Origin of the sequence: Rivularia sp. UHCC 0363 (assembly GCF_034931125.1) — a bacterium.
Classification (GTDB): Bacteria; Cyanobacteriota; Cyanobacteriia; order Cyanobacteriales; family Nostocaceae; genus Rivularia.
The window spans coordinates 1-25919 of record NZ_JAYGHM010000063.1 but is presented as its reverse complement, the minus strand read 5'-3'; the positions used below and the strand labels follow the sequence as shown (position 1 = coordinate 25919).

Here is a 25919-nt window from a genome sequence, read left to right as displayed (position 1 = left end):
AGGGAATAGGGAAGGTTTATATAACTCACGAGTAATTATATAAATAATTTTGCGTTAGTACTGATCAAATTTTTGCATTAATAGATGCCGATAAATAAATTTTATAGATAAAGAATGATTATAACCATGTTAGAAACTACGCACAAATGGAATTTTCAATCAAAAGTTAACTTAAATATTCAAAAACCCTTAATTAATTCTCATCAAGAACCCCGTATTTTAGTAGTATCAATGCGAGGGTTTCATTCGGAAGCTTTTCGTTCTGCTGAATACGAATTTGAAGATGTCATTAGTAGTTTTGATTATGCCGATTTAATTACACCAACATACGTACCCAACTTTAAATCTAAAGTAATCAAAAAAGCGGCTAATTTTGCGGGTTCAGTGTCAAGTCAAAGCAAATTATTACATTCTGGCTGTAAGGAATTAGTAATAGAGAAAGAATATGATTTATTATTCTTTATTTGCCAACATTTTTGGGATATGACCTGTATTAATGCGATCAAAGGATGGCGTGGCAAATGTAAAAAAGCAGTATTATGGATTGATGAACTTTGGACTAAGGAACTGGAAAATCCCAAAACTGCACTTTGTTTAAAATTAGCTAAAGACTTTGACTATATATTTACTACTCAGAGCAAAAGTGTTGATGCTATAAGTCAACTAGTTAAACGTCCTTGTTATAGTTTGCCCTATGCCGTCGATGCTGTAAAGTTTTGTCCTTATCCGCAGGTTTCTCAGAGACATATCGATATTTATAGTATTGGTCGTCGTTCAGAAATTACTCATAAATCTTTACTAGAATTTACGGAACGCAAAAACTTTCTTTATCTATATGATTCTCTCAAAGGTTTAGAAATGAGGAATTATCAAGAACATCGAACTTTGTATAGTAATTTAATCAAAAGAAGTCGTTATTTCATTGCGAATAAAGCAAAATTTGATAGCGGAAATCAAACTGGTGGTCAAGAAGAATTAGGTTCCCGCTTTTTTGAAGGAGCCGCAGCAGGAGCAGTAATGATTGGAACTCCACCAGTTTGTGAAGCTTATAATATGCATTTTGACTGGTCTGAAGCTGTAATTGAAGTACCTGACAATACCACTGTTATAGTAGATATAATTAACGAATTAGATACACAACCGGAAAAGCTGCAAAAGATAAGTAAAGATAATATTATAAACTCACTACTAAGACATGACTGGGTATATCGTTGGGAAGAAATTTTAAGTAAAGTCGGACTCAATAGCACTCCTCAAATGCTCGTTAGACAAGCTTATCTAAAGAATTTAGCTGAGATGATTTCAGTGGCACAAATAGTATAAAATCATGCATAAATAAGTATTAGAAAACAGCTATATTTATGCATTTAATCGGCGCAACTTATAAAAATGTTTATTACATTTTGATATTACCCTTTATAAAAAAACCCTTTTGTAAAACAGAAGGGTTATTGTCTTTAAAAGGTGAAGGTTTGATTCAAATGCTAATCCTATAGCAGTCCTAAATGATTCGTGAAATATAAATAAGTAGTGCGGTAGGGCAGCGTGTCCGTAAGGACATGCATCTTGCTCGCTACTCTGCCAGCGAGCAAGATGCTCGCACTAGACTTCTAAATATTAGTAACTAAGTAAGTTGGCACGAATAAACCGAACTATGTAACAAAATGTAAATTGGATTAAAAGCCTTACTCCTACTCCCTTGTCTTAAATACAATTTTCAACGCCAACCTACTTGTGACTTTTTACAAATGATTTAGGGTTGCTACAAGTAGGTTGGCTCAAATAAACATAACTATATAACCAAATGTAAAATGCTCGAAACTCCTGCGTGTGCGTAAGCGCAGATTCGCGGAGCGTGACCGCTTCGGTCTTATGCTTCACTTCGCTCCGCTCCGTACCCTTCGGGAAGCTTCGCTAACGCAATGACATAGTTATAAATTTTTCCACCCACCTACTTACGTACTGAAGAACCTAAATTATTGATAAATAAACAGCGGTCAGAATATTTAATCTGCCGCTTTATTTAATTATTAGATAACTATGAATGCCAAAAATTGATAATTTGGCTTGATATTAAATTAGCTAATACTTATCAATTAAAAAAGTTTGGTTATCCTTCATGTCTTTATTTATGTACAAATTTAATTTTTGTTTCAAAATTAAGAACAAGAAAGGAATATCATCTAATAAATATCTTTTCCATAACCTTTTTGGTTCGCATAATAACCTGAATAACCACTCCAATCCGATTTCACTCATCCACTTTGGCGCTCTTTTTACATTTCCTGCTTCAAAATCAATAGTTGCTCCTAACGCCATAAATATTTTGATATATTTTAAGCTATCTTTATACTTGTATAACCATTTTTCTTGTTTTGGCGCACCCAACCCTATTACTAACACCGTAGCATCTGAGCTATTAATTATATCTACTATTTTCTGGCATTCTGCTTCATCTTGCTCGAAGCCAAAAGGTGGAGAATAAGAGTTAACAACAATCATTCTTCCTATCCTATGATTAATTTTTTTTTGTGCGTTATTAGCTATACCTTGAGCCGCACCTAAAAGGAAAATTTTAATATCTTCATTATTTCTATGATAATTACAAAACGCAGGCAATAAGTCAGAACCAGATATTTTTTCTTTAATTGGGGTGCCTAAAAACTTAGATGCATACATTAGTATTTGACTATCGCAAACTTTATAGTCTCCGATACTATAAGCTCGAACAAATTCCGAGTCTCTTTGAAGCTTAATAATATGATCTACATTTGGCGTAAATATTACACCTGATTTTAAGTTATCTAGTAATTCTTTTTTTGACCAATTATCTATTTCTAAGTTCAAAATCTTAATTCTCTTCATGGCATTTTTAGTAAGGCTGATAACTATTTTTATATTTTTTGGATTGCAGGTCTGACTCAAGTTATTTAACTATAAAATCAATACCATGTTTATAAATTTAATTGGAAACTTAAAAAAATATAGTACCTCCGTAACATAAAACATAAATTATTTTTTTAGATAATAAAATTATATTCTGCTTCAAATTAGCTTTAAATTAATTATAATTAGTAATCTTTTCTATAATTGGAATAGAAATCTAAAAAAAATAATTTGAAGAGGTTTTTTAGATATGAAATAATTTGATGTATGTAAAATAACGAAATAGCCGATAAATATTGTTTGTTATCTAAACCGCGATTATAAATTAAGATATCATATAAATTGAAACGGCAATTACGTCTTTACTTATTTTTCATGAAAATTAAATATAATTAGTAAGTACTACGGTATATTGATTTTTTTTTGAAATACGATAATTATCTTTTTTAAAATGTGTATAAAGAAATATAGATCTTGTATCATTTTTTGGTAAATAGTTGATGAAATTCTTTTAACAGAGTTTTTAGAACAAAATTCGTCGTTTTCGTTTATCTTTGTAAACAGTATTGAGAAGAGATTTAATAAATTAGCTGGATCGAACAAAAAATTCTATATCAATATTCATCGTAGATGACGAATATAAAGTCAAATATTTGCAATTGCACCACAAGTGTTATCTAAGAGCAAAATCATGAGATAATCATATATATGAATAATGTTTTTTTGTCAACCGTTGAACTAACGATATTAGAAATATTTTAAATGCAGTAAATTTACATAAATTCTGCCTAATTAAGGATGTAGTCATATTTTTTTAGTGTTAAATGTTAAATATCGCCAAAAATAGATTAGAAATAAGCTAGTCAATATTTAAGTGGCTATATTCTTTTAGGAGTGGACGTGAATAATATTTTTCTTCGTAAAAGCGTTTTTACGCTCTCGTTGACAATTACGTTATTAAGTGGTGGATTATCTGTGTCTGCTCAAACAGTAGATGACACTGCGGATGGTTTGTTTGCACCATCAATCAACCAAGTTTCTTCTAAAGAAGAAAACGGCAATGTGGAGTATTTCAGCCCCAGTTTCTCTGATGGAAGTTCTCAGGAATCAAATTTATCGGTTAATCCCGAATCGGTAACATCTGATACAGATAACCAAATATCTCAAAATTCTGCACCCGTTCCAGGAACAACAGCAACTTCATCTGCGGAACTTGCTCGTCAGTATCAAGAAGACGTACAGTATCCCCAAGCAAATCTAAAACCATCTATACCCCCTTCTTCAGATTTGGCGCAAGCGGATATTGATTTTGGTGGTTCTACTCGCGGTGGCTCTAGCTATATTGGGGTTGCAGGAAATATTGGTTTGGGTGGCGATTCCGCTTTAGGCGATGGTAACTTTATGGTTATCAGTAAAGTTGGACTGACAGATATTTTATCAGTTCGTCCCTCAATCGTACTTGGTAACGATACTGTAATTTTGGTTCCCGTAACCTATGATTTTTCTTTTAACCAAGTAGCAGCAGATCCTTTCCGGGAAAGATTGCCTTTTGCTCCTTATGTTGGAGCCGGATTAGCTTTAGCAACTGGCAATAATTCACAGCTATCGTTTTTGATTTCTGGTGGTGTGGACGTACCGCTATCAGACAAATTCACTGCGACAGCGGCTGTTAATGCAGCATTTTTTGACCAAACTGACGTTGGTCTTTCCGTGGGAGTCGGTTATAACTTTAGTGGCTTATAGAAGCTAGTTAATAGCCATAACCTAACAATAAAACTAATGGTGCGTTCAAAGGAAAGTTCAAACGCACCATTAGCTGTATTTATTGAGTAAACCAATTTGAATTAATAACGGAGAGAGAGGGATTCGAACCCTCGGTACGACCTTAATCGTACAACAGATTAGCAATCTGCCGCTTTCGACCACTCAGCCATCTCTCCCGGTCTAACAAATATGAATCTTAGCAGATGACAAAGAACAAGTCAACATTTAAATTAAAAAAATTGTATACACACTAGGATAAACTTAATATCCCAGTGCGGCGATGTTCTTTATACCTAAGTTATTTGCGATCGCAACCAAGCAAAAGGTATAGTTCCGATTTTTTTCCACTGCGGTACGTAGGCGCGTTGATTAAATACGTCATAGTTATTACGCTCAATAACGCTCAAAATGCGACTGTAGTGGATTAAAGCTGCCCACACTGGCAAACGAGCGTCTGGATGTAGGTAACTAATTCCTGTTTCTGCTTGGGTGTAAAATTGACGCGCTCGTTGAATTTGGCATTTCATTAAGGAATGCCATCGGTCATCTACTACACCTTTAAATAAATCATTCTCGGTGTAGTTAAAACGCGCCAAATCTTCAATGGGAATATAAATTCGCCCTCGTTGGGCATCTTCACCAACATCGCGAAGAATATTGGTTAGTTGACAAGCTATTCCCAAATTGACTGCTTCATTAGTCGGAATATACGGCTGTTTATGACGGTTCCAAGGAGCGGTATTTTGCTCGGAGTCGATTCCCATCACCATTGTTGACATCAAACCTACAGTACCGGCTACGCGGTAACAGTAAAGATATAAATCATCGAAAGTTTTATAGCGATCGCGGTACAAATCCATGCGCTGACCGGAAATCATATCCCGAAAGGGCTGAATATCCATGTCGTAACGCAAAACAGTATCCGCAAGAGCTAAATCAACATTTTCTTGGGGATGTTGAGCAAAAATTAATTCGAGCTGCTTTTCCCATAAATCTAAAGTTTCGGGAGTAGTCATAGCAGCAGCAGGACCGTCTACCAATTCGTCAGTACGACGACACCAGGCGTAAATTGCCCAAATTGCACGTCGCTTTTCCGGACTCATCAACAAAGTACCCAAATAAAAAGTTTTGGAATGCTTTGCTGTGATTTGCTGACAAATTTGGTAGGACTCATCCACAGAGACCGACGTTTTCATGCATGGGGGGGAATCAGGCAGTTGCAGCATTCGTTGCAGGCTGGATGGAAGGCATTTGCGCGCTGGAAGAACTCTTTACTGAAAATGATTTATTCACACCGAGCGCTGTTAGTTTACCAGAAAGTACTGCTCCTTCCATACTTCCTAAAAACGGTTGCATGGTATAGCTTCCACTCAAGAAAAAGTTTGAGATGGGAGTAGCTTGCTCTGGACGGTACTCCTGACGACCGGGAGTCGATCTGTAAACTGAGCGCGGTGTTTTCACCACATGATGTTTCAGTAACTTGGCTTCCTCCTCGGACGAGCCGAAGTGCTGAGGAAACAGTTTAGACAGTTCGGCAAGAGTTACTTGCAATATTTCCGCATCAGATTTATTAATCCAATCGTCTGCTGGTGCAAGAACTAATTCCAGCATAGAACGGTTTGGGTCACTATATTCGCGACAAGTGTTGCTCATGTCGGCATAAACGCTCAAAAGTGGCGATCGCGAAAATAATAATTGGTCTATATCTGTAAGTTTACGGTCAAACCACAACTGTATATTAATTACCGGCACGCCTTCTAATCCATCCAGCTTTTGGAAGCATTCTATATCCTTCCAAGGCTCTGGTAGCATGACTTTAATCACATCAACCGGCATTGCCGAAACATAAGCATCGGCGGTTTCGATATAGTCGGATGCTCCATGTAAACCGCGCATCAAAAATCCTTTGACACTACCATCTGGATTGAGCAAAATTTCTTTCAAAGGCGCATTTACCTTTACTTCCCCACCAGCAGCTTCGATATAATCTACCAGCGGTTGACAAAGACGCTCGGTGGGAGAACCATCCAAAAAAGCCATCATTGAGCCGTCTTTTTGCTTAAGAAAGCGATTGAGAGCGGTCAACAGCACGACAGCTGATATTTCGTCAGGATTAATAAAATTTAATGATTTAGAAGCAGCAATAAAAATATCTTGCTGTACTTCCTCACCTACTCCTTGAAGCTTGAGCCATTCAGAGAAAGTATAGTTATCTGTGGAGTCAACATATTTCTGACCCCGCAACATAGCTGGAACTAATCCTTTAGCTAACTCAATTTTTTCGCTCCAGGTCAACATATCGTTATTTCGCAGAATTGCCACAATCCCATTTAACGGTGCTGGCAAATTCGGAAAGTCAAAGCGACTGTAAGTGCCTGGTTTTTCCGGCTGGTTGAAGATCATTGTGTGTTTTTTCCACTGCAAACGGTCTTCAATACCGAGTTCTTTAAGTAATTGCAACATATTGGGATAAGCCCCAAAAAATACGTGCAGCCCAGTTTCATACCAGTCGCCGTCAGAATCTTTCCATGCTGCGACTAAGCCCCCCAGTACGTCTCGGCTTTCCAAGACTACGGGAGTATGTCCTCGATCAACTAGATATTTGGCACAGGAAAGCCCTGCCAAGCCTGCTCCGGCGATAGCTACTCGCATTTACCAAACTTTAATTTAATATTTTTCTGCATTTCGTAGTTTTCATTATACTTTGCATTCCGTTACATTTTGCAATTGACTTCGCATCGTTTTGCCATATTTTTGCCTGCGATCGTTTTTATTGCACGTTTACGGCAAAAGTTAACTTAAGAATAAGAAGTAATATCGAGTACAAGTGATTTATTTGTCCTTGCGCGATCATCCTTGTTTTAAGACAGTTTTACAGCACTTTCGTAAAATACTCGATTTATCAGTAAATTACCTTAGTTTTTTTGTCTGTAAACAAAAAAAATATACCGTAATCCTAGTATTTTAAAGTGAATAATGCTACCAAACTATTAAATATTTATTGTTTCTTTGTATTTATCGCGTTTTTTATTAAAAAGCTGGTAAAGAGTTCTTAAAGCAATCTGTAAAGTCTTAATCTTTAATAAAGATTCGTAATAATAAGTTAATAATATTAATTATCTTTAGGCTTTTAACTCAGCAATTCCACTGTGTATATTTGTAAGTTTGGTTTTAAGTCTTGAGTATGTAGTTTTACAGCCATAAAAAAACCCCTAAAAAAGGGGTTTATTTGAATCCTATGAAAGGATCGGGTATTCATGGAAAATTCCAATTAATTATTTGTGGAAATTCCTCAAAATCAAGCTATTTACCATTTATGCCAAAGCCGGTACGGGAAGCCCCAGATGTTGATATAAAGGGAAATTCTCACATAAAGTAGCCACTCGTCGCAGACAATCTCCAGCAACCGCTTCGGAATCGGGATTTAGCAAACGGTCGGCAATGATATTACCAATTTCGGTAAATTCTGTTACTCCCATGCCCCGCGTTGTCATTGCTGGAGAACCCAATCTTAAACCGCTGGTTACAAAGGGTGATTCTGGGTCAAAAGGAACTGTATTTTTGTTGGCAGTGATATTTACACCGCTAACCAATTGGTCTGCTTTCTTACCCGTCATGCCAATGCACCGTAAATCTACGAGCATAAGATGGTTTTCTGTACCGTTGGAGACAATTTTTAAATCTCTACTTTGTAACTGATTCGCCAAAGCGCGGGCGTTTTCAATTACAGCAGCCGAATAATCTTTAAATTCTGGCTTGAGTGCTTCCCCGAACGCTACCGCTTTACCAGCAATAACGTGTTCTAAAGGTCCTCCTTGGGTACCGGGAAAAACTGATTTATCAAACTTTTTACCCATGTCAGCATCGCGAGTCAAGATTAAACCACCCCTTGGACCCCGTAAAGTTTTGTGGGTAGTTGTGGTCACTACGTCGCAATAAGGAATCGGGTTGGGATGAAGCCCGGAAGCCACTAAACCAGCAATATGAGCAATGTCCGCTAGCAAATAAGCACCAATTTCGTCAGCAATACTGCGGAACTTTTCAAAATCAATCACGCGCGGATAAGCTGAATATCCACAAATCAAGAGCTTGGGACGCTCCCTTAGCGCCAGCTCGCGGATTTGTTCGTAATCTAACTGTTCTGTTTCTTGACTAACACCGTAATGACAAACCTCAAACCACTTACCGGAAACATTTACCGGCGAACCGTGGGTTAGGTGTCCTCCGTGAGACAAATCCATCCCCATAATTTTGTCACCCGGTTCCAGTAGCGTTAGGAATACCGCAAAATTAGCTTGCGCTCCAGAATGAGGTTGGACGTTGGCATGAGCAGCACCAAATAGCTGTTTAGCACGGTCGATCGCTATTTGTTCGATCCGGTCGATTACTTCACAACCGCCATAATAACGCTTACCTGGCAATCCTTCAGCGTATTTATTCGTCAGTACGGAACCTTGAGCAGCCAGTACGGCGGCAGAAGTAAAGTTTTCTGAAGCAATCAATTCCAGATGGTCTTGTTGACGCTTTAGTTCTTTATCAATCAACTCTGCCACTATCGGGTCGGATGAAGCAAGAAAATCTGAATTAGTTTTGGTCACTTGAGCTATATATCCTGTGAAAGTTTACACGATTGCTTTCTCTTATAGGAGAGGTTATGCGAACAACGCACAGAATTTGATTTTATATCTTTTTCTGTTAACAATTAAGAAAGGTCATTGGTCTCTTAACTATTAAGATACAAAATTACAAATCATGAAATAACTAAATAGGTCAGCGTTAAAAATCACAGTTATGAAAAGGGAGTAAGGAGTAGGGAGTAGGGTTGGGGGAAGTAGGGACAAGGCTTTGATACCAGTTTACCCAACCGTTACATAGTTGGTTTTATTTGTGCCGATTTACTTATCAATTCCAAGTTAATACTATTTATTTATTATTAGACGCAAGATAAAGGTTTGATGAGAGTCTTTAAGTTTACAAAAATTTTAATGTATTACTTTTTACGAAAAATTTTCAATATTTATATTTTCAACGTATAAAATTAAATCAAATCTAATAGAATACACTCAATATATATAACTGAGCGATAAGCCTGCTTCTTTTAGAGCAGATGAAAATTCAGCTTGCTTACTCAACGCGGGTAACGTTAAGGCGATTCACGTATATATAAAATTATAGATATGGAATAATTAATACTCATTTAAACGGGTGGTAAAATGTTAGTAATTGTAATCAAAGAGCAAATTATTGCCCCAAAAAAAGTTTGCCAATCTTGCGTACTTGCCGACGAAAGCGGTCAACCTCGTTGGTATGGAGGTAAATTATGTTGTGGACGAGCTACTAGTAAAATTACTGAGCAACAGCCGGATTGGTATGAGTGCATCATGGGCTTTCGCATTGCCAATATAAAATAATCCAATCTAAATAAAAATCAAACGAAAAACCAAGTGACTGCGTTATTCTAGGTTCATACGGTCAGTTAAATTTGGTCAGTTAAATTAAGTATAGGAGAACGCAGCATGGCTTGGCGCGGGTCTACAAATGTTAAAGATAGAATTTTTGCTTGCTTGCCTTATTTGCTTCCCTTAGTTGAAGGCATAGGGTTCGGTCAATTCTTGTTAAATCAGTTTCCGGCTTTGGGCGTGATTCTCCTGCCAATTTTACCTGTAATAGGGATTTATCGGAGCATACCTTTTGCGGGGCTGATTATTTTCTTCGCTTTATTCATGTTGGTAGTGCGAAATGAGAAAATAAATCATTTTATCCGCTTTAATACGATGCAGGCTATTCTTTTAAGCATCGTGCTATCTTTATGCGGTCTTCTGATTAGTCTTTTAAGTCCAGTTCCTGGTTCTAACTTTGCGATTGAAACTTTAGCCAATACGATTTTTATTGGCTTGATTGCGTCTGTTGTGTATTGTGTTGCTCAAACAGTTATGGGTCGTTACGCAGAAATTCCCGCAATTAGTGATGCAGTTCATATGCAGGTACGTTAGATAAGTAGCTTTGAAGACGAACTATTTGACTAAACTTTTATTTACTAGCTACTACAGTATTTTCTAAACGACCAATACCTTCGATTTCTACACGAACGCGATCGCCAAAATGTAGTGGGCCAACTCCCAAAGGTGTACCTGTAAGTATTATGTCTCCCGGCAATAACGTCATCACCTGAGTTATATAAGCAACTATAATCTCAGGTGAAAACACCATTTGGTCGATACAAGCAGATTGAACGGGAGTTAAATCGTCATTCAAAAAAGTTTGCAATCTAGCACCGGGACTTAATTCTCTGACAATCCACGGACCTAAAGGACAAAAAGTATCGAAACCTTTAGCACGAGTCCATTGTCCATCGGACTTTTGTAAATCTCTTGCTGTTACATCATTCGCAATGGTATAACCCCAAATTTTAGTTTGGGCTGTTTGAGGAGTGCATTTAGTCGCTAATTCCCCAATAACTAACGCTAGTTCTCCTTCATAATCTACCCGTTGCGTAACTTTTGGATACTGAATTTCAGTTTCTGAAGGAATAATACAAGTAGGGGGTTTTAAAAAAATCAGCGGCTCCTCTGGTACTTTTGTACCCATTTCAGCAGCATGATCTGCGTAATTCTTACCTACCGCGACAATTTTAGAAGGAGAGCAAGGAGCTAAAATTTGGTAGCTATCTGGTGCTAATTTTAAATCGGTTGGCTGACCCTGTAACCAAGGTGGAGCATCGAGTAATTGGACATTGAGGTCGAGTTGTAGCAAACCATAGTAGATTATACCTTCAGTATTTTGAACTCGCACATAACGCTGTGCCATAAGCTTAATTACTTCCTTTTCAATATCTTTTTTCACGTTGTTTACAGATTGTTCAATTGGTATAGGTTGACATTTTTAGAGTTTGTAAACCAATACTATAAGTTATGCCCAAACTATGCTTAATATTTTGCGATCGGCAATTAAAAAAAGGAATTTATTCCTGCCTAAAAATTGATTGACACTTGTTTGAGTAAACATAAGCTGGCTCGGATTTTTGGGAATTAGTCTCATGTCACAAGAACGGTTTAATTAACTACACACACAAAGTAGATTTTTAAAGGGTCGTCAATTAAAATCAAAAACTGGTAAGATTATAATTCCTTGCTGCTCAAAATGTTTGTTTGCTTGAGTATTGTAATTTATATTACTTAGCGGCTTTCTTTGAAATTGGCAGCCAAATGTCCAAAAGGAGATTAAAATAAATGGCTACATACTACGAAACGATGTATATTTTGCGACCAGACTTGATAGACGAGCAGGTAGAGCAAAATATTTCTAAGTACGAGAACTTACTCAAAGAGAATGGGGCTGAAAATCTCGAAATCCAAAATCGTGGTAAACGTCGTTTAGCTTATGAGATTAATAGACATCGGGATGGTGTCTACGTCCAAATGAATTACACTGGCAAGGGTGATGCAATTGCTCCTATGGAGCGTGCGATGCGCTTAAGCGAAGAGGTAATTCGCTATTTGACTATTAAACAAAAGCACCCAACATCAGAAGAGGAGACAGCCGTAGAGGAAGTCTCGATCGCAGCGATCGCTCAAGAAAGATAATTATCTTCTAGGATCGAACGTCAAATAAGATTAAGTTTTGGTAATCAGTATTTTGGGATTTTAGTTAAAACTATCCCAATTCGCTACATCCAAAATTTAATCTTTAATAAAAGTAAAAAAATATATTCCTTTTCCCTTGCCATTACGGCTGAGGATGTTAAATTAACAGATACTTACCTTTAAGCGATCGATATACTTATTGCTCTAAGCGTGGAAAAGATTTATCAAGTAAACTATAAGACACTGTGAGCCAAACAGATAACTCCACCATCCAAGCTCTCTCTACTGAAGTATCAAAATTGCGTCAAGAGTTACAGCTTCGAGACCAATTAGTGCAGCAGTTGTCTCAAGAGCTATTCCGACTGGTCAAGGGTAATACCGATTTTATGCCCCAGCCAGAAGTTTCCGAACGTCATTCTGTTGAGCTAAATGCTTTACGAGAACAACTGCAAGCAGTAGAAGAACAGGTCAATTTTTACCAAGAGCAAATTAGTACTCGCGACAGCGAAATTTATCAATTACGTCAATCGGTTCAAGAATTAACGGATCGTAGTCGGATGTTAGAGCAGGTGGTGCAGGAATTACCTTTAATCTATCGTCATAAGTTCGAGGAACGGATGGCTCCGGTTAGAGATAAGTTAGCGGTGCTACAGCAGGAAAACCGTCAGTTGCAGGCAGAATTGCAAAGTGTAAGCTACCGTTTAGCACTTAAATCTCGCACGGCTTCTCACAGCGGTATTGATTTGCCTTCATTTCCTCGCTCAAATCCTCCAGGTAGTATTTCTACCGTACCAAATGTTTAATTCAAAATATTAATTATTAAGATTACTTTTTAGTCTTATATGTACCTGTAGCTTACTGGTTGATTTTAAAAAGCTACGGGATAATTGAGTGGTTTATATTAGGTAATTTGTTTAGAATTCAAATTTGTTTTAGTTAAAAAAACACTTATACAAAAATAAATATTAGATTCTAAAATTGTAAAAACAGTAAAATTGACATGGGAAAACGAAGAATTACTTGGGTAAAACGATAAAAAAACGAATAATTACCAATTTTACCCACTGATAAATTCTTCTGTTGCTTTTGTGCAAAAAGTTGAAGAAAATTCCATCAACTCAACATCACTCCTAGCTAATTGCTGAGTGAAGTTTGTCTATATAAAAAGTGAATTAGCACAACGGTTGATATCGATATATTGACTAACAATAGCCTTAAAGCTTGAGTTTGATTACTTACCGGGACTAAAATTAAATCTCGGCATTTTGAGATCGGGTTAACAATCATTTAGCTCGCTACAGCTAAATTTTTGTTTTTATATGATGCTCAAAACGTCTTCGTAAGTATTAAAAATTTCAAACACAGAATCTAGATGGGTAAGTTCCAAAACCAAGCGAACTGGTGCCGTAACATTGCAAAGAACTAGACGACAATTGGATTGACGCGCTATTTTAAGTCCTCTAACTAAGCTAACTAAACCAGAACTGTCCATAAAATCTACTAGTTGTAAATTTATAACCCAGAATTGCTCTGGGTGAGGTACAACCCGATCTATCTTTTCACTCAAGGTATTTCCACCTTGTAAATCCATACGTCCTTCGGGCTTGAATACAATAACTTGACGTTCTAATGTGAAAGTCATAAATTTAACTAAGTAATTGAAGTACTGAAGAAAAAACAAAAACAGACACAAATACTGTTTTCTCAACTAGAAGCCTACCGTCTTTACATACATATTAGATCGGGTTTTGGGCAGTGCGTTGAGATAAATTTAATCAGTATTTATGTCGTATAATTTTTCCAAACAACTCTCAGTATATGCATAAGGGATTTGCTTTTTCCGTAACAACTGCTTCTTTTACAAAATTTTTATAATTTTCTCGTAGTTTTATGAATTTTATGTGAAATTATTGCTATCAATACTAAGAAGTGTAAGGTTGTGGTAAAGCAATATACAGTTAGCAAGTATTATTAAATACATTTAAGTTGAACGAAGAAAAATTATAACTCTTCAAATTCCTAACTTAATAAACAACTATCAAATATTTTATCTTAACTAATTAATTATATTCACGCATGAAACTAAGTATAATAAACTATGCGTATTGCAGCTACTGTCTAAAAGATAAATACAGTACACTCTCTTTTAGTCGTAACCGCACCGATTAGGCTCGGAAGCTAATGTGATTGGAGGTGAACATCTTTGACACCGTTGGTGGACAGGACTACTAAAAGCCCCCGCATTCTATGCGTGAGGAATGCGTTACCAAAATAAACTGCAACTTCGTTGACACATTATCTTGAAAAGAGTCAAGATATAGAAATGTAAAATTATATAAATATGGTAAGGCTGGATGTCTCTCGATTTCATATCATTGGAGAATATTCAGGAAATTGCTCATCAATACGGTTATTGGGCAATTTTTGTAGGTATTTTATTAGAAAATTTAGGCATTCCGCTTCCTGGTGAAACAGTAACTTTGGTGGGCGGTTTTTTGGCTGGGAATAATGAACTTAATTACTGGTTAGTTTTGGGAGATGCAGCCGCAGGTGCTGCGATTGGCGGCACTTGTGGCTACTGGATCGGTCGCATTGGTGGTTGGCCGTTGCTAATGCGTCTCGCAAGTTTATTAAGAATTTCTGAAGTTAAAGTTTTGGGTATAAAAGAAAAATTTAGCGAAAATGCTGCTAAAGCCGTATTCTTTGGCAGATTTTTCGCTTTACTGCGAATTTTTGCGTCACCATTAGCTGGTATCGCCGAAATGCCTTTTGCAAAATTTATGCTGTACAACTTTTTGGGTGCTGGTGCTTGGGCTGGGACGATGGTTTCCTTGGCTTTCTTCGCTGGTAAAGCAGTCCCTTTAGAACAGTTGGTAAAGTGGGTAGGTCAATTTGCTATTTTGGCATTGTTGATTCTTGTTGCTTTGATCGCTGTACCTTTGTGGCTAGAGTCGCGTCAGGTTAAGGAGATAACTAGTGAGGAATGAATTTTTGTAGGGAATTGGGAATTGGGAATTGGGAATAACTAAGTATGATTATTTGCGTCAACATTTCCTTCCTCTTCCTCTACTTCCTACTCCGAACACAGATTAAATGGATGACACTGATGACACTGATTAATAAGTCCGGTGGTACTAATTTCTAACTCCGAACACAGATTAAATGGATGACACTGATGACACTGGTGACACTGATGACACTGATTAATAAGTCCGGTGGTACTAATTTCTAACTCCTAACTCCTAACTCCTAACTCCTAACTCCTAACTCCCAACTCCCTATTCCCTATTATTTCTGCTGCGACCAAATGCGAGTAGGTAATCCCCAAATGTAAATAAAGCCTTCGGCAGCTTTGTGGTCGAATTGATCGTCAGCCCCGTAGGTTGCTAATTCAGGATTGTAAAGGGAACTTTCCGAACGACGACCAACAACGATCGCGTTACCTTTGAAAAGTTTCATCCGCACTGTTCCGGAAACTCGCTCTTGTGTCTTTTGAATAAAAGCATCAAGTGCTGCTTTGAGCGGACTAAACCACAAACCGTTGTAAATTAATTGGCTGTAAGTTTCTTCAATACCCCGCTTGTAGTGGCTGACATCCGCTGTCAAAGTTAAACTTTCTAGGTCGCGATGGGCTTGAATTAGTGCCACCATTGCCGGAGATTCGTAAATTTCCCGCGATTTAATGCCTACCAAACGGTTTTCGATCATGTCGATGCGTCCTACACCGTGATTTCCTACCGATTGGTTGAGTAGGGAAATCATTTCAAGTGGGTTTTTGGATTCACCGTTGAAAGTCGTGGGAATACCTTTAACAAAACCGATTTCGATGTACTCTGGCTCATCCGGAGTATTCGCGATCGCCTTTGTCATTTCGTAGATTTCTTCAGGGGGTTCGTAGGATGGGTCTTCTAATAAACCAGCTTCAATACTCCTACCGAGCATATTTTTGTCAATACTGTAAGGGGAAGATTTTTTCACTGGTGAAGGAATACCAAAACGTTCCCCATAAGCAATAGTTTCTTCCCTACTCATCCCCCATTCCCTTGCTGGTGCGAGTATTTTAAGATGGGGATTCATCGCTGTAACGGCTACGTCAAAACGAACTTGGTCGTTACCTTTACCAGTACAACCGTGCGCGATCGCATCCGCTTCATATTTATGGGCTGCTTCTACCAATGCTTTGGCAATTAACGGACGTGCAAGAGCAGTTGCTAGGGGGTAACGATTCTCGTAGATAGCGTTAGCTTGAATGGCTAACCATGCATAATCTTTAATAAAGCTTTCACGGACATCCACTACTAGCGATTCACTTGCACCGGACTTGAGAGCTTTTTCACGGATTGGTTCTAATTCTTCACCTTGACCTAAATCTGCTGCGAGGGTAATTACTTCTTCTACTCCCCACTCTTGTTTGAGGTAGGGGATACATACTGATGTATCTACTCCACCGGAATATGCTAAGACAACCTTTTTAGCGCGACCCATTGATTATTTTCTGATGCTGCAAAACGACGATTGTTTATTATCCAATTAATTTAGGTATATTCTCCTCAGTATTTCTACTAATTAAGTATTTCTTACAGACTGTATACATACCTGCTTAAGTATTGGTGTAACTAAAGTCTTCAGCATAAATGAAGGGTTAATGATTTGACAGGATATCAAATGTAAAATCAAGGACTTTTTGATTTTGAGCGAGAAATTTTGTCGTTGACTTTGAAGAAACTAGTAGTCTACCACATTAATTTTGATGAGTAATATATTCGTAGTGCGTGTGCGTAAGCGCAGATTCACGTTAACGAAGTTTGCCCGAAGGGTAGTGTGCGCGTTCACCGCAAGGTGTTCCCGCAGGGAAGCGCACACTTCGTGAACGCTCGTTACAACCAGCGAGCTAAAAGCAACGAGCGAGCGGGACGCTCGCACTACTCCGACCCCCCCATAACTTATATGGCGGAGTACCGATCAAATAAAATATAAGTATTTTTACATAAGCTATATGAAAATAAAATAATTTGCTGTACTAAATTTTAAGCAAAAAATACGTGATTTTTATATTTATCCTCAGTATTTTGGCTGATAATTATAGACAAGTGAAACTTGCTGATTTGTTAACGTAACATTCATTACTTAGGTATAAAGGCTTAGTTTATGATAACTTCCCAGATTAGATGGTTGATTCCAGTAGCTTTAGCTTCCTTTAGTATCGGGTCGAATATACAAAGGGCTGCCGCAAATACGACATTTCCATTTAATACCGTTTATGACACAGAAGTAACTGTTACACCTATTGATAATTCAGATGTTGTAAAAGCGTCTGTTTCAGGTACAAACAGTAATGCTCCTTACGGTTTAACTAACTTTATGAGCGAAAACTATAGTCGTATAGACCCTGGGACTGGTGTAGGCACGTTTAGTGCAGATCCAACAGATTTAGGTTTAGATCCAGCAGTTTTTCCTTTGCTTACAGACGAATTCTTTGGTAGTGGTGATGATAAGCTGTTTGGATTTAGTAAAATTACAGCTTTATTTGATTTTCAAACCTTCAAGGTATCGGGTGAAGGTTCTATAAATATCACGGGTGGGGCTGGTAGATTTACTGGTGCTAGTGGCAGCTTGGCTTTTACGGAAAACGGCAATTTCGATCCAAATCCAACTGCTCCTATTTTAGGTGAAGCTATTATTAGCGGTTCTTTCCAAGTTCCCCATCAAATTCCAGAGCCAACAACCACTGTTGGGCTGATTACGGGAGCATTAGGGGCTAGTTTGTTTCTACGTCAGAAGCGTCGTAAAACTACTTTGAAGCGATAATAATTAAACTTGCTTTAAGCTTGCATCGATAACAGTTGATGTAATTTCATCAATGCGTATTAAACCAATTTTCTATGTTTACCTAAAAGAACAAGTAAATATAATCTAACTTCCTAACTGTTAGTTTTTAGATTGTGGTTATTAATACCGTTCGATGCAGGGTATAAGGAATCAAGGCAAAAGCGATGTTTTTAATGTGCTTTTTAGTAAAATATTCTGAAAAAACGCAGCTATTGATGAACTGACATAGAAGTATAAAAGGTAAAACAAGCGACTTTCTCAATATTTTTTGCAAGCAATTTGTTCGTAAATCGATAACTCAAAGTACTAATTTTTTAATGCTTGATTGAAGTATTTTTAGCTAAATTTTATCAAAGTTTAGGAATTTGATTCTCTTCATTCAAAATCATTCTACTATGAAGATATATTAAATATAATATTTCCCTAAAACGTATATATAAGCAAAATTGGTTATCTTATTAATCTAGGTATCTATCATTATGAAATCGCAAATTAAATGGTTGATTCCCGTAGCTTTGACTTGCGTGGCTTTCGGGTTAAATGTACAAAGCGCAAAAGCACAAACAAGTGTAAATAAAGAATTCGAGATTACATACAATACGCTATTTACATTGATGCCAATTGAAGAACAATCGGGGTTTTTTACTGCTAATATTTCAGGTACGTCTAAAGATAATACTGTTTTCGGATTAACTAATTTTGAAAGTAATACTTTCGGTAAATTAGTATCGGAGGAATCTATTACCGATAAGGATGGGAATAAAGTACCAGTAACTCAACAATTTAAATTCAACGCAAATCCCAATGTCTTAGGTTTAGAAAATCCACCGCAATCTGTGATAGATAAGCGTGTTGGATTAGGAATACCTAACTCAGAAGAAAATTCTGATATATATTTCGGGAACAGTGCTAATAAGTTATTTGGTAAAGCTGATGATATGGCTACAATTAACTTCTTTCCTCCAGGTTCTCCAGACTTTCCAGGTAGAGTCAGCGGTGGAGGTACCATAACCATCACTGGAGGAACGGGAATATTTGAGAACGCTAACGGTAAAATAACTTTTGAGCAGAACGATAAACTTCCGTTAGATCAAAATGCTCCCGCTCCAGGTGTCGCGACATTAAAATTCACCGTGCAAACACCCAGACAAGTTCCAGAATCAACTAATGCTTTTGGTTTATTGACGGGAATCGTTGGAACTGGTTTGATCTTACGTCGAAAGGGTCACAAGGTAACTTTGAAGCCATAAGAATAGAATTTCCCAGTTTACAAACTGGGAATAATACGTAAATAAAGGTATAAAATATTTTATATATAGTTATGTATTTCTACACAATTTCCGTAACCACAGTAAGGCAAGGAACAGCATAAGATTTATAGCTGTCCTATGCTGAAGGGAATAGTGTTGGGGGTGAGACTGTGTTTTTTAGTGTTGTGATTCCGACTTACAATCGCAAGCCGATTTTAGAGAAGTGCCTCAAAGCTTTAGAGCTACAAGTTTTGAGTGCGTCTAGTATAGTATCGGATTACGAAATTGTCTTGGTTGATGACGGTTCTAACGATGGGACTTTAGAGTGGTTGGAAACACATAAAGATGAATTTCCCCACGTCCGAACCTTCGAGCAAGAACACATGGGACCAGCTGCGGCGCGGAATTTGGGTGTAGAAAAAGCGAAAGGCGATACAATTATTTTTATTGATAGCGATTTAGTTGTTACGGAAGCTTTTCTGCAAGCTCATGCAGATGCGCTGACTGAGGCAAAGGAAAAGTTTGGCAATGACAAGTTTTTTACTTATGGTGCGGTAATTAATACTGCGAACTTCGAGAATCCAACTTCCGAACCATATAAATTAACCGATTATTCCGCTGCTTTTTTTGCTACGGGAAACGTCGCGATCGCCAAACATTGGTTAGAGGAAGCTGGACTTTTCGATACTGGTTTTCAACTTTATGGTTGGGAAGATCTAGAATTAGGCGTGCGGCTGAAAAATTTAGGCTTAAAGTTGATTAAATGTCCCGAAGCTGTGGGTTATCATTGGCATCCTGCTTTCAATTTAGAGCAGATTCCTAATTTGATTGATAAGGAAATTCAACGGGGACGAATGGGAGTTTTATTTTATCAAAAACATCCCACTTGGAATGTGCGAATGATGATTCAAATGACCTGGATACACCGTTTACTTTGGGGTGTGCTTTCGCTGAATGGTGCCGTAAATGAACGGACGATGGCTCCCTTATTGCGACAGTTAATTAAATCGGGTAAACCGCAATTAGCTTTGGAATTAGCTCGAATTTTCTTGAACTGGTATAACGTCCAAGGTGTTTACGCTGCTTACGTGGAAGCGAAAAAAGAACAGAAAATATAGTTAGAATCTCGTTACAAGGTTCTACTTTGTAATGCATTTTAACAAGGCTTTGCCTTCTGTTTTAGGACTTACGCAGTCGTGAGTATAATTCGTAATTCGTAATTCGTGACGGAAAACAAGGCTTTAGGATTGCTTCCCTACGATCGCAATGACGAAATTACGTTATTTTTGCGTAAGTCCTGTATTTGAAGTAAGTTGGCACAAATAAACTCAACTATGTAACAAAATGTAAATTTGATTAAAAGCCTTACTCCTACTCCCTATTGCCTACTCCCTTGTCTTAATTACATAGGACTTACGCAACTGGCATATTTTGGTCGTAGGGTGCTGTAACACTTCGCTTGATTTATAACGCAATAATAAGGTTTATGTGTCACGCACCGTTCCCTCGGTCTTGTGACAATTGCGGCCATTCCTGTACAATTTTCAACGTCAACCTATTTAACTAATATTATCTAATTACTTTGAATTGGAATTTCAATGACAAACTCGCTGCATTTTCCATTTGTAGTTCTATATTTTAGGGTACCGTTATGCTTTTTAACTATAACTTGATAGCCGATTGAGAGTCCTAAACCTTTACCTTTGCCTACTGGTTTAGTTGTAAAGAAAGGGTCGAATATTTTTGGTTGAATTTCTTTTGCAATTCCCGTTCCATTATCAGCAATTCTAACTACAAAATGATTGTTACCAAAAATATTAGTACGAATTAGAATTGTCGGCGATTGGGTGAGATTATTTTCTAAGTGATTGTTAAATTTTTCCTCTAAAGCATCAATTGCATTCGATAATATATTAAAAAAAACTTGGTTCAGTTGTGCGGCATAGCATTCTATTTTTGTTATTTTGCCATACTCTTTGATAATTTTGATCTCAGGGCGCTGGGCTGTTGCATTTAACCGATGCTGCAAAATTAGTAATGTATTATCTATACCTTCATGAATATCAACAGGTTTTCTTTGAGTCTCATCCAATCGAGAAAAATTACGTAAAGACAAAACAATATTTTGAATGCGCTCGGCTCCCATGTCCATTGAAGATAATATTTTAGGTAAATCTTCAATCAAAAAATCTTTGTCTACTGCTTCAATTTGATCTTTAATTTCGGGATGAGGATTGGGATAGTGCTGCTCGTAAAGAGATAGCAAGTTAAGCAAGTCATTAACATACTGATTAACGTAACTAAGATTTGCATAAATGAAGTTGACCGGATTATTGATTTCGTGGGCAATTCCAGCTACCATTTCACCCAAACTCGACATTTTGGCACTTTGAATAAGTTGAACTTGTGTTTGTTTTAGCTTCTTCAAAGTATTAGTTAGTTGTTTATTTGTACTGCGTAGATCTATCTCTATTTGCTCGCGATTAGTGATATTTTGCTTTAATTTAACTAAGTTAATTCTTAGTTCTAACTGACTAATTACTTGACGGCTTAAAGCCTGTAGCGTCTCTATTTCTTCAGGGCTGAGATTTCGCGGTTTGGTGTCGATAGTACATAGCGTCCCGATCGCAAATCCATCGGGTGTTACTAGAGGTGAGCCAGCGTAAAATCTAATATTAGGATCGGATGTTACCAACGGGTTATCTGCAAATCTTTCGTCTTCTTGGGCGTTAGGTACAATCAGCATTTGTTCTGGGTCAAGTATGGTATAAGCGCAAAAAGCTAATTCTCTAGGTGTTTGTGTTGCTCCTAAACCAATCTTAGATTTAAACCATTGCCGGTCTTTATCTACCAAACTGATTAAAGAAATGGGGGTATTACAAATGTGTGCTGCGATCGCCGTTAAGTCATCGAATGCTTGCTCGGATTCTGTATCTAGGACTTGATATTGCAGGAGCGCTTGGAGTCTATCATCTTCGTTGGTAGGCAATGGCGGTAGATTCATATGTATCTAAGTATAATTAATCAATTAGTTCTAACTCAGTTTTATTCACCTTTCAGAAAAAACACAATTGACGCTTAAATTCGGTTTTCCCCCCCAAACACAGCATTTTTATGTGGTAAATTAGAAAAGTTTTCTAATCTCGCACATCTAGAAATTCGGGTGTTTCCAGTCAGGAAATGCAACTAGATGGAGGTTTAACCCGAATCGGAGAAAAAATATGGCTGTTGTTTCATTGGCTCAAATGATGGAGTCAGGAGTTCATTTCGGACATCAAACCCGCAGATGGAATCCGAAAATGTCTCCTTATATCTACACTTCTCGTAATGGAGTGCATATCATCGACTTGGTGCAAACAGCCCAGTTGATGGAAGATGCGTATTCTTATATGCGAACTAATGCAGAACAAGGTAAGAAGTTTCTGTTTGTTGGCACTAAAAGACAAGCTGCGGGAATCATTGCTCAAGAAGCAAGTCGTTGTGGAGCGCACTATATCAACCAGCGCTGGTTGGGTGGAATGCTCACCAACTGGACGACTATTAAAACACGGGTAGACCGTTTAAAAGATTTAGAGCGTCGTGAAGATAGCGGTGCGCTGGATTTATTGCCGAAGAAAGAAGCCTCAATGCTGCGTCGGGAATTATCAAAGCTGCAAAAATACCTCGGTGGGATCAAAAATATGCGGAAAATCCCCGATGTGGTCATAATTGTAGACCAACGCCGGGAGTATAACGCAGTTCAGGAATGTCAGAAATTGGGATTGCCAATCGTATCTATGTTAGATACAAATTGCGACCCGGATGTGGTGGATATTCCCATTCCAGCTAACGATGACGCGATCCGTTCGATCAAATTGATCGTAGGTAAATTAGCGGATGCTATTTATGAAGGTCATCACGGTCAATTGGATGGTGATGAAGAGTACGATTATGAAGGCTCCGAGGAAGAGTACGATTACGAAGACGAAGGGGAATCAACCGATCAATCCTTCGATGATAGTGGTGATGAAGATGACTCTGAAGACTAAAGTCTAAACAATTTTATGAATTCAGAAACCAGGAAGGCACGAACGGTAATACAAATGTTGATTATTTAGACTGCCTCCTGCTTTTTTATACTTTAGGTTTGAGATAATTAGATCAAAATTTTCTGAATATCCCACGGCACGAGTAATATAGAAATACTCAATCCCGGAGAGCGATTGGAACTGTCAGTATAGAAATTGAGGCAATATGGCGGAAATATCTGCAAAATTAGTCCAGGAGTTACGGCGGAAAACTGGCGCTGGGATGATGGACTGCAAAAAAGCGCTAAAAGAAAACGATGGAGACATTGAGAAAGGTACCGAATGGTTACGCCAAAAAGGCATTACTGGCGCAACTAAAAAAAGCGATCGCATTGCTGCTGAGGGTTTAATTGAGACCTATATTGAGCCTAATGGTAAAGTTGGCGTATTATTAGAAGTCAACTGTCAAACTGACTTTGTTGCTCGCAATGAAGCTTTTAAAACCTTAGTGCAAAACTTGGCTAAGCAAGCGGCGACGGCTGATAGCGTTGAGTCTTTATTAGCTCAACCCTACACAGAAAGTAAGGACAAAACGGTTGAGCAATTTATTGCTGAAACAATCGCGACTCTAGGTGAAAATATCAAAGTCCGACGTTTTGTTAATTACTCCTTATCCGGAGATAACCAAGGTGTTGTAGACAGCTATATTCATACTGGCGGTAGAGTTGGTGTATTAGTTGAACTCAAATCCGATTCGGAAGCTGCTACTGGTAACGAAGAATTTCAAACTTTAGCAAGAAACGTTGCCATGCAGGTTGCTGCTTGTCCAAACGTTGAGTACATCAGTGTAGATCAAATTCCCGCTGAAATTTCTGATAAAGAAAAAGAAATCGAAATGGGACGCGATGACTTAGCGAAAAAGCCTGACAATATTAAAGAAAAGATTGTTCAAGGAAGAATCGATAAGCGTCTTCAAGAAATGACTTTGTTGGATCAGCCTTACATCCGCGATCAAAGTACATCGATTGAAGAATTGGTCAAACAAACGGGTTCCAAAGTCGGCGGAGAAATTTCTATTACTCGCTTCGACCGCTATATTCTTGGCGAAGGTATTGAGAAAAAAGAAGAAAACTTTGCTGATGAAGTTGCCGCACAATTGGGCAATAAATAATTCAGTTGAGAGTAGTTTCGTTTTTATACAGGTCAATCTTCGGTTCGGTTGACCTGTTTTTCATATATTAAGTAAATAATTGGTAATTAGTAATTGGTAATTGGTAAATTAATTGCATCTTTAGGAATTTTGAACGCGAGCAATTCAAAAATTAAAAAACTTAAACTGAAATTACTTTTTACTCTTGTGTTAATTCAAATCTTAGCAGTGGTTACGTAGGGATAATTGCGTACTTGTGTACCACTAAGATAAAATGGAAAACAATCAGATATGGCAAGACCAATCGAGCGAATAGAACAGGATATTGTCGAGCTAGAAAAAGCTATAGGGGCGATCGCAAAACAACTCAAAAATGCCTATGAGAGTTATTTATCTGTTTTGGGACAAGCGGTATCTCAACAGTTGATTTTAGCAAGCTATCATCTGTGTACTCAGGGTTATCCAGAAAAATTTCTCAAATTATCTTTAAATCAACGCCAGAAATTACAGCAAGCTATGCGTAATTTAGCAAAATCTGCATCCAAAGATATGCAAGCTTTAATTAACGATCCGGAATTAGAAGAAGTTGATGATGAATTAGAAGAAGCAGAAATAGAAGAAAAGTTGGAGTTGGAGGAGCAAGATTTACAAGAAATTGCCCAGGAATTAGAAATAGAAGATGATGAAGATTTAGAAGAAATTGCCCGAGAACTGGAAATAGAAGACGATGAAGATTTAGAAGAAATTGCCCGAGAACTGGAAATGGAAGATCGGATCAACCTGGCAAATAATTTTTCTGCAAATGCTACCTATACTTCAATTCCTCCAAATGCTAAAATACCATCTTTTTCGTCTAATCGTTCTGCTCCCATGTTCTCGCTAGAACCCCCACTCAGCAAAGATTGGAAAAACTGGTTTAGCCCTAATACTTCTAATCCGATGGAATTAGCTGCTTGGCAAAAAAATTTAGAAAGAGCTATTGCTTACGAATTGAAAAGTTTGTCTCGTGATGGTAATCGTCTATTACAAAAAATCAATATTTTACCTCAAAAGTTGCCAGAAAGCATTCTAGAAGCCGCAGCAGCCTCAGCGGAAGCATCTACAGAAATCATGCCCGGACCTCCCAATTTACTGAGCTTGGTGGTAGGAATTGAAAGCGAAGAAAAACAATTGAACTCCGAAAACTTAACACAAGTCATGGCTCTAAACCTGCGGTTAGTTGAAATTGAGTTTGCTGACGTTAAACTTTCTCACGAACGCAAGCAGATTCGCAATATTTTGAATCAATTAGGCAAGCTGGGAAGAGAGTATCAAAAGAAACAGCGAGAACGTACTATAGCTACCGCAGAAGCAGCTTGGCGTTCTAGCTGGTATGAAGATTAGGTTAGGAGTTAGGAGTTAGGAGTTAGGAGTTAGGAGTTAGGAGTTAGGAGTTAGGAGTTAGGAGTTA

The 25919-nt window shown here is 37.7% G+C and carries 21 protein-coding genes and 1 tRNA gene; 13 read left to right on the top strand and 9 right to left on the bottom strand.

The features are described from left to right. The first annotated feature begins 126 nt into the window (after nucleotides 1-126). On the top strand, nucleotides 127-1323 hold the full coding sequence (locus VB797_RS27170) for a glycosyltransferase (protein WP_323240885.1): 1197 nt from the start codon (nucleotides 127-129) through the stop codon (nucleotides 1321-1323). 759 nt (nucleotides 1324-2082) lie between these two features. Here VB797_RS27170 and VB797_RS27165 read toward each other — a convergent pair. Beyond that, nucleotides 2083-2865, bottom strand: coding sequence for a WecB/TagA/CpsF family glycosyltransferase (locus tag VB797_RS27165; protein ID WP_323240884.1), 783 nt, complete (start codon nucleotides 2863-2865; stop codon nucleotides 2083-2085). A 921-nt stretch (nucleotides 2866-3786) separates the two neighbouring features. Here VB797_RS27165 and VB797_RS27160 point away from each other — a divergent pair. Further along, complete coding sequence (locus VB797_RS27160) at nucleotides 3787-4629, top strand: hypothetical protein (protein ID WP_323240883.1); 843 nt, start codon at nucleotides 3787-3789, stop codon at nucleotides 4627-4629. A gap of 108 nt (nucleotides 4630-4737) precedes the next feature. Here the strand turns inward: VB797_RS27160 and VB797_RS27155 are convergent. From VB797_RS27155 to glyA, 4 genes are all read right to left on the bottom strand, one after another. Next, a tRNA-Ser gene (locus VB797_RS27155) sits at nucleotides 4738-4826 on the bottom strand. Between the two features lie 117 nt (nucleotides 4827-4943). After that, nucleotides 4944-5876, bottom strand: a complete 933-nt coding sequence (gene crtB / locus VB797_RS27150) for a 15-cis-phytoene synthase CrtB (RefSeq protein ID WP_323240882.1) — start codon at nucleotides 5874-5876, stop codon at nucleotides 4944-4946. Then, a complete protein-coding gene (gene pds, locus VB797_RS27145) occupies nucleotides 5860-7302 on the bottom strand; it encodes a 15-cis-phytoene desaturase (RefSeq protein ID WP_323240881.1) in 1443 nt (480 codons plus the stop codon). Before pds ends, crtB begins: the two co-directional genes overlap by 17 nt. A 662-nt stretch (nucleotides 7303-7964) precedes the next feature. Continuing rightward, nucleotides 7965-9248, bottom strand: a complete 1284-nt coding sequence (gene glyA / locus VB797_RS27140; RefSeq protein ID WP_323240880.1) for a serine hydroxymethyltransferase — start codon at nucleotides 9246-9248, stop codon at nucleotides 7965-7967. A 615-nt stretch (nucleotides 9249-9863) separates the two neighbouring features. Here glyA and VB797_RS27135 point away from each other — a divergent pair. Then, the gene (locus VB797_RS27135) at nucleotides 9864-10061 is read left to right on the top strand and encodes a hypothetical protein (protein WP_323240879.1); all 198 of its coding nucleotides are present in this window, start codon (nucleotides 9864-9866) and stop codon (nucleotides 10059-10061) included. A 105-nt stretch (nucleotides 10062-10166) separates the two neighbouring features. Then, the gene (locus VB797_RS27130; RefSeq protein WP_323240878.1) at nucleotides 10167-10643 is read left to right on the top strand and encodes a Tic20 family protein; all 477 of its coding nucleotides are present in this window, start codon (nucleotides 10167-10169) and stop codon (nucleotides 10641-10643) included. Between the two features lie 37 nt (nucleotides 10644-10680). Here VB797_RS27130 and VB797_RS27125 read toward each other — a convergent pair whose 3' ends face one another. Further along, nucleotides 10681-11457: a fumarylacetoacetate hydrolase family protein gene (locus tag VB797_RS27125; RefSeq protein WP_323240877.1), complete on the bottom strand. Its 777-nt coding sequence runs from the start codon at nucleotides 11455-11457 to the stop codon at nucleotides 10681-10683. Between the two features lie 422 nt (nucleotides 11458-11879). Between VB797_RS27125 and rpsF the strand changes: the two genes are divergently transcribed. Both rpsF and VB797_RS27115 read left to right on the top strand, forming a co-directional pair. Continuing rightward, the gene (gene rpsF, locus VB797_RS27120) at nucleotides 11880-12233 is read left to right on the top strand and encodes a 30S ribosomal protein S6 (protein WP_323240876.1); all 354 of its coding nucleotides are present in this window, start codon (nucleotides 11880-11882) and stop codon (nucleotides 12231-12233) included. Nucleotides 12234-12478: 245 nt separating this feature from the next. Then, complete coding sequence (locus tag VB797_RS27115; protein ID WP_323240875.1) at nucleotides 12479-13036, top strand: Npun_F5560 family protein; 558 nt, start codon at nucleotides 12479-12481, stop codon at nucleotides 13034-13036. A 512-nt stretch (nucleotides 13037-13548) separates the two neighbouring features. Here the strand turns inward: VB797_RS27115 and VB797_RS27110 are convergent. Further along, complete coding sequence (locus VB797_RS27110; protein WP_323240874.1) at nucleotides 13549-13875, bottom strand: STAS domain-containing protein; 327 nt, start codon at nucleotides 13873-13875, stop codon at nucleotides 13549-13551. A 712-nt stretch (nucleotides 13876-14587) separates the two neighbouring features. Between VB797_RS27110 and VB797_RS27105 the strand changes: the two genes are divergently transcribed. After that, entirely contained in the window at nucleotides 14588-15220 is a 633-nt protein-coding gene (locus VB797_RS27105; RefSeq protein WP_323240873.1) for a DedA family protein, read from the top strand. A gap of 301 nt (nucleotides 15221-15521) precedes the next feature. On the opposite strand, the gene VB797_RS27100 is transcribed toward VB797_RS27105, so the two are convergent. Further along, nucleotides 15522-16718: an argininosuccinate synthase gene (locus tag VB797_RS27100; protein WP_323240872.1), complete on the bottom strand. Its 1197-nt coding sequence runs from the start codon at nucleotides 16716-16718 to the stop codon at nucleotides 15522-15524. A gap of 663 nt (nucleotides 16719-17381) precedes the next feature. On the opposite strand from VB797_RS27100, the gene VB797_RS27095 reads away from it, so the two are divergent. The 3 genes from VB797_RS27095 to VB797_RS27085 all read left to right on the top strand — a co-directional run bounded on the left by VB797_RS27095 (nucleotide 17382) and on the right by VB797_RS27085 (nucleotide 20430). After that, nucleotides 17382-18041 (top strand): PEP-CTERM sorting domain-containing protein, encoded by a 660-nt coding sequence (locus tag VB797_RS27095; RefSeq protein WP_323240871.1) that lies wholly within the window; start codon nucleotides 17382-17384, stop codon nucleotides 18039-18041. A 500-nt stretch (nucleotides 18042-18541) separates the two neighbouring features. Beyond that, nucleotides 18542-19312 (top strand): PEP-CTERM sorting domain-containing protein, encoded by a 771-nt coding sequence (locus tag VB797_RS27090; RefSeq protein ID WP_323240870.1) that lies wholly within the window; start codon nucleotides 18542-18544, stop codon nucleotides 19310-19312. Between the two features lie 170 nt (nucleotides 19313-19482). Then, entirely contained in the window at nucleotides 19483-20430 is a 948-nt protein-coding gene (locus VB797_RS27085; protein ID WP_323240869.1) for a glycosyltransferase family 2 protein, read from the top strand. A gap of 455 nt (nucleotides 20431-20885) precedes the next feature. Here VB797_RS27085 and VB797_RS27080 read toward each other — a convergent pair whose 3' ends face one another. After that, complete coding sequence (locus VB797_RS27080) at nucleotides 20886-22316, bottom strand: ATP-binding protein (RefSeq protein ID WP_323240868.1); 1431 nt, start codon at nucleotides 22314-22316, stop codon at nucleotides 20886-20888. Between the two features lie 217 nt (nucleotides 22317-22533). Between VB797_RS27080 and rpsB the strand changes: the two genes are divergently transcribed. From rpsB to VB797_RS27065, 3 genes are all read left to right on the top strand, one after another. Then, a complete protein-coding gene (rpsB, locus tag VB797_RS27075; protein ID WP_323240867.1) occupies nucleotides 22534-23340 on the top strand; it encodes a 30S ribosomal protein S2 in 807 nt (268 codons plus the stop codon). 205 nt (nucleotides 23341-23545) lie between these two features. Further along, nucleotides 23546-24490 (top strand): translation elongation factor Ts, encoded by a 945-nt coding sequence (gene tsf, locus VB797_RS27070; protein ID WP_323240866.1) that lies wholly within the window; start codon nucleotides 23546-23548, stop codon nucleotides 24488-24490. A 270-nt stretch (nucleotides 24491-24760) separates the two neighbouring features. After that, complete coding sequence (locus VB797_RS27065; RefSeq protein WP_323240865.1) at nucleotides 24761-25852, top strand: hypothetical protein; 1092 nt, start codon at nucleotides 24761-24763, stop codon at nucleotides 25850-25852. The last annotated feature ends 67 nt before the right edge of the window (nucleotides 25853-25919 follow it).